This is a genomic window from Ruegeria sp., assembly GCF_028066395.1.
Classification (GTDB): Bacteria; Pseudomonadota; Alphaproteobacteria; order Rhodobacterales; family Rhodobacteraceae; genus Ruegeria.
Genome location: NZ_JALCBM010000110.1, coordinates 1 through 5269, shown reverse-complemented (window position 1 = coordinate 5269; position 5269 = coordinate 1). Strand labels below are relative to the sequence as shown.

Genomic DNA, 5269 nt, shown 5'->3' with positions numbered 1-5269 from the left:
GGCGGTGATTTAGTCGCCTGCGGGCCTATTCTTGTCGAAATCAGAAACAACGCGGGCACTGGCAGTTTGTTACTGATCACTCAGGTCGGCCCATAGCCGATATTCCGTTTGGAGATCTGAATGCGCTTTTCCGGTTTTCGTGTCCTCAAAGAGGGGCTGACAGGCAACAAGGGCTGGACGCCGCACTGGCGCGACCCCGAGCCGAAATCCGAATATGACATCGTCATCATTGGTGGCGGCGGCCATGGGCTGAGCACCGCCTATTATCTGGCCAAGGAACACGGGCTGACGAATATCGCTGTGCTGGAAAAGGGCTATATCGGTGGCGGCAATATCGGACGCAACACGACCATCGTGCGCGCGAACTACTTCCTGCAGGGCAATTCCGAGTTCTATTCCCATTCGCTGAAACTGTGGGAAGGTCTGGAAGAGGACCTGAACTACAACGTGATGCATTCGCAGCGCGGCATCATCAACCTGTTCCACTCGGACGGTCAGCGGGATGCGGCGGCGCGCCGGGGCAACATGATGATCAGTCAGGGCGATGATGCCATCCTGCTGGGCCGCGATGAGCTGCGTGAGATGCTGCCCTATCTGAACTATGACGATCTGCGGTTTCCGCTCTATGGCGGACTCTACCATCCGCGCGGGGGCACGGCGCGGCATGATGCGGTGGCCTGGGGCTATGCCCGCGGCGCCGACCAGCGCGGTGTTGACCTGATCCAGAATTGCGAAGTCACCGGCATCGACATCGAAAACGGCGTGGTGCGTGGGGTGCAAACCTCGCGCGGGGCGATCCGGGCCAAGAAGGTGGCGATGGTCGTGGCAGGCCGGTCGGGGCAGGTGGCGGCGATGGCCGGGATGCGCCTGCCAATCGAAAGCCATGTGTTGCAGGCCTTTGTGACCGAAGGGCTGAAGCCTTGTATCGACCATGTGGTGACCTTTGGCATGGGCCATTTCTACATCAGCCAGTCTGACAAGGGCGGGTTGGTCTTTGGCGGCGATCTGGACTTTTATGCCTCTTACGCGGCGCGGGGGAACCTGCCGACGGTGGAAAGCGTGATGGAGGCCGGGATGGCGCTGATGCCGATGATCGGCAAGGCGCGGGTGCTGCGGTCCTGGGGCGGGATCATGGATATGACGCCAGATGGGTCTCCGATCATCGACAAGACCGGGGTTGAGGGGCTGTATCTGAATTGCGGCTGGAACTACGGCGGGTTCAAGGCGGTGCCGGGGTCCGGCAACGTGTTTGCCCATCTGATTGCCACCGGGCGCTATCATGAGAATGCCACCGGCCTGCGGCTGGATCGCTTCCGCACCGGGCGCGGGATTATCGATGAAGAGGGCAAAGGCTCTCAACACAATCTGCATTGAGGGTGGCGATGTTGGATTTCCGTATTTTTGACGAGAAGAAGCAAGGGGCGCGGTCATGAGGATCACCTGTCCGCATTGCGGTGAGCGCGATCGGCGCGAGTTCTACTATCGCGGAGCTGCGGTCGATCTGGACCGGCCAGCACCGGATGCCGGGGCCGAGGCCTGGGATAACTTTGTCTATCTGCGGGAAAACCCGGCGGGTGTGACGCGCGAGCTTTGGTATCACGAAGGCGGCTGCGGCGCCTGGATCGTGGTGACACGGAACACGGTGACCCATGAGATACAAGGATCGCAATTGGCGTCGGAGGTGAACGCATGAGGGTCGCGGGCAAAGGTCTGATCGACCGCACGGAAACGGTGCCGTTTGTCTTTGACGGCGTTAGCTATAACGGGTTTCGCGGGGATACGTTGGCCTCGGCGCTGCTGGCCAATGATGTGCGCCTTATGGGGCGGTCGTTCAAGTATCACCGCCCGCGCGGGGTGCTGACCGCTGGCAGTGAAGAGCCAAACGCGCTGGTGACTGTGGGTGAGGGCGGCGCGCAAGAGCCGAACATGCGCGCCACGATGCAGGAGATTTATCCCGGTCTTGCGGCGCGCAGCCAGAACCGCTGGCCCAGCCTTGGCTTTGATCTGATGGGGATCAATGATCTGGGCGCTCCGTTCCTGGGGGCAGGGTTCTATTACAAGACCTTCATGTGGCCCAAGGCGTTTTGGGAGAAAGTCTATGAGCCCATCATCCGCCGTGCCGCAGGGCTGGGTGGACTGTCCGGGCAGGACAATACCGACAAATATGAAAGCGCCTATGCGTTCTGCGATCTGCTGGTGATTGGCGCGGGTCCTGCCGGGCTGATGGCAGCGCTGGTCGCCGCGCGGGCCGGGGCGGATGTCATTCTGGCCGATGAAAACGCGCGCATGGGCGGGCGTCTGCTGGCCGAGACCTATGAGGTCGATGGCAAGCCGGGTCATGTCTGGGCTGATGAGGTTCTGGCCGAACTGCGCGGGATGGACAATGTCCGCCTGATGACGCGCACCACCGTGGCCGGGGCCTATGATCAGGGCACCTATGCGGCGTTGGAGCGGGTGTTGCATCACACCGACCGCCGCCCGAACGGTGCACCGCTGGAGACATACTGGCGGATCGTGGCCAAACGCTCGGTCCTGGCGGCGGGGGCGTTGGAACGCCCGGTGGCGTTCCGCGACAATGACCGTCCGGGGATCATGACGGCGGGGGCGGTGCGGACCTATTTGAACCGCTGGGGCGTCAGCCCGGGCCGCAACGTGACCATTTTCGGCAATACTGACGATATCCATCGCACCGCGCGTGATCTGCTTGAGGCCGGGGTCCATGTGGCCGCTGTGATCGACAGCCGCCATGACGCGCCGTTGTCGGATGATTATCAGGTGTTGCGCGGCGCGCAGGTCTGCGGCAGCGCGGGCCGCAAGGGGCTGGAATCGATCACCGTCCGCCGCGCCAGCGGGGAAGAGAAGATCCACACCGATTGTCTGGCGATGACCGGCGGGTGGAACCCCTCGGTCCACCTGACCTGTCACATGAATGGCCGCCCGACATGGCAGCGCGACATTGCCGCCTTTGTGCCCAGGCCCGACGCTGTCCCGGGAATGGAGACGGCGGGGGCGTGCAACGGGTCCTTCTCGACCGACGCCTGCCTGCGCGAGGGGATCGCGGCGGCCGAGGCCGCGCTGGATGATCTGGGGATGAAAGCCCCGAAAACCACTGTTCCGCAGGCTGAGGATACGCCTTACGAGATCGCTCAGCTCTGGGCCGTGCCCGGCAAGGGGCGGGCGTGGCTGGATTTCCAGAACGATGTCACCGTGAAGGACGTCAAACAGGCCGCGACCGAAAACTTCCGCTCGGTCGAGCATATGAAACGCTATACCACCCAAGGGATGGCGACCGATCAGGGCAAGAACTCGAACGTCGCCGCGCTGGCCGTTCTGGCCGATGCGACCGGGCGCGGGATTTCCGAGACCGGCACCACCACCTTCCGCCCGCCTTATTCGCCGATGGCGATTGCGGCGCTGGGTGCGGGGGCCGAAGGGGCCGGGTTCAAACCGCAGCGCTTCACCACCTCGCACAAGGCGGCCGTCGCGCGGAATGCACCGATGGTCGAGGCCGGTCTGTGGTATCGCCCCAGCTATTTCCCGCAAGCCGGTGAGACCACGTGGCGGCAATCCTGCGACCGTGAGGTCAACATGGTGCGGCAGGCGGTGGGCATCTGTGACGTGTCCCCCCTGGGCAAGATCGACATTCAGGGCCCGGATGCCGGGGCGTTTCTGGACTTTGTCTATACCAACATGTTCTCGACCCTGAAGGTGGGCCGCGCCCGCTATGGCCTGATGCTGCGCGAGGACGGGTTCGTCATGGATGACGGCACCACCGCACGGCTGGGCGAGACGCATTACGTGATGACCACAACCACCGCCGGGGCGGGGGATGTGATGAAGCATCTGGAGTTTGTACATCAAGGGCTGCGGCCGGATCTGGATGTCTCGTTCACTTCGGTGACCGAGCAATGGGCGCAATTTGCCGTTGCCGGGCCGAAATCGCGCGAGTTGCTGAATGACCTGCTGGACATGCAGCTAGACGATGAAAGCTGGCCCTTCATGGCCTGTGGTCCGGTCTCGGTTCTGGGTGTGGCGGGTCGTTTGTTCCGCATCTCGTTCTCGGGTGAACACGCCTATGAGATCGCGGTGCCCGCGCGCTATGGCGCCAGCCTGTACGACATCCTGACCAAACGGGCCGAGGTGCTGGGCGGTGGCCTGTACGGGATGGAAGCGCTGGGCGTTCTGCGGATTGAAAAAGGCTTTATCACCCATTCGGAAATCCACGGGCGGACCACGGCTTATGATATCGGCATGGGTCGGATGGTGTCGCAGAAGAAAGACTGTATCGGCAAGACCATGTCGCAGCGCGAAGGGCTGGAAGAACCCGGGCGCGAGCGGCTGGTGGGCCTGAAACCCATCGGTGAAAGCAAGCAACTGCTGGCCGGTGCGCATCTGTACAAGGAAGAGGCCGAGCCGGTGCGGACCAACGATCAGGGCTATCTCACCTCGGTCGGGTATTCGCCGACGCTCGAGACCATGTTGGGTCTGGGCTTTCTGGCCGATGGGCCGGATCGGTACGGTGAGGTCGTCAAGATGGTCGATCACCTGCGCGGTGTGACCACCCTGTGCGAAGTGGTGAACCCGGTCTTCTTTGACCCGGACGGAGGGCGTGTACGTGGATAATCTGATAGCCAAATCGCCCTGCGACGGGCTGTTGCCGCTGACCGTCGGCACGGTGACACTCAGCGAAGAAGATGCCGGGGAAGTCCATTCTCTGGCACCGTTCAAAGGGCAGGACAAGGCGCTGTCCGAGGCGATGAAAACTGCGCATGGCATGGCCTTTCCGGCTGCCAACCGGGCGACGGGCAAGGCTGGTGCGCGGGCGGTCTGGTTTGGCCCTGCGCAGGCGATGCTAATGGGACCTGCACCCGACGCGGCGCTGGCTGACCATGCCGCCATCGTCGATCAGTCCGACGCCTGGGCCATTGTCCGGCTTGAGGGCGACGCGGCCGAGGCCGTGCTGGCGCGGTTGGTCCCGCTGGATTTGCGGGTGGCACAGTTCAAACGTGGTCATACGGCGCGCAGCTTGTTGTTCCATATGACGGCCTCGATCACGCGCGTGGGTGAAAACGCGTTTCAGATCATGGTGTTCCGGTCGATGGCCGAATCTCTGGTTCACGATTTGAAAAGGGCGATGGAAGGTGTCGCCGCGCGCGGCTAAGCTGCGCGCAAAGAAACGATTCCGGGAGACCCCCATGTTGCGTATCGCCCTTGCCGCGGCCCTGCTGGCCACCCCTCTGGCGGCCCAAGAGACCAAGGAACAAAGCTG

At 62.8% G+C, this 5269-nt stretch carries 4 protein-coding genes; all 4 read left to right on the top strand.

Annotated features, from left to right (window positions below; all coding sequences use genetic code 11):
• Positions 1 to 120 precede the first annotated feature (120 nt).
• From MPJ51_RS21035 to MPJ51_RS21020, 4 genes are read left to right on the top strand one after another with little or no spacing between them, the layout of a single operon-like run.
• Positions 121 to 1374 (top strand): sarcosine oxidase subunit beta family protein, encoded by a 1254-nt coding sequence (locus tag MPJ51_RS21035; RefSeq protein WP_298390902.1) that lies wholly within the window; start codon positions 121 to 123, stop codon positions 1372 to 1374.
• 55 nt (positions 1375 to 1429) lie between these two features.
• Positions 1430 to 1693 carry a sarcosine oxidase subunit delta gene (locus tag MPJ51_RS21030; protein WP_298390900.1) on the top strand — a complete coding sequence of 88 codons (264 nt, stop codon included), beginning with the start codon at positions 1430 to 1432 and terminating at the stop codon, positions 1691 to 1693.
• The gene (locus tag MPJ51_RS21025; protein WP_298390898.1) at positions 1690 to 4623 is read left to right on the top strand and encodes a sarcosine oxidase subunit alpha family protein; all 2934 of its coding nucleotides are present in this window, start codon (positions 1690 to 1692) and stop codon (positions 4621 to 4623) included. The genes MPJ51_RS21030 and MPJ51_RS21025 overlap by 4 nt, the downstream gene beginning before the upstream one ends.
• Entirely contained in the window at positions 4616 to 5161 is a 546-nt protein-coding gene (locus tag MPJ51_RS21020; RefSeq protein ID WP_298390896.1) for a sarcosine oxidase subunit gamma, read from the top strand. Before MPJ51_RS21025 ends, MPJ51_RS21020 begins: the two co-directional genes overlap by 8 nt.
• Positions 5162 to 5269 lie beyond the last annotated feature (108 nt).

Excerpts from the sequence above, each read along its gene's own strand:
- MPJ51_RS21025 (WP_298390898.1), top strand. The coding sequence starts at position 1,690 with ATGAGGGTCGCGGGCAAAGGTCTGATCGACCGCACGGAAACGGTGCCG.
- MPJ51_RS21035 (WP_298390902.1), top strand. The coding sequence starts at position 121 with ATGCGCTTTTCCGGTTTTCGTGTCCTCAAAGAGGGGCTGACAGGCAAC.
- MPJ51_RS21030 (WP_298390900.1), top strand. The coding sequence starts at position 1,430 with ATGAGGATCACCTGTCCGCATTGCGGTGAGCGCGATCGGCGCGAGTTC.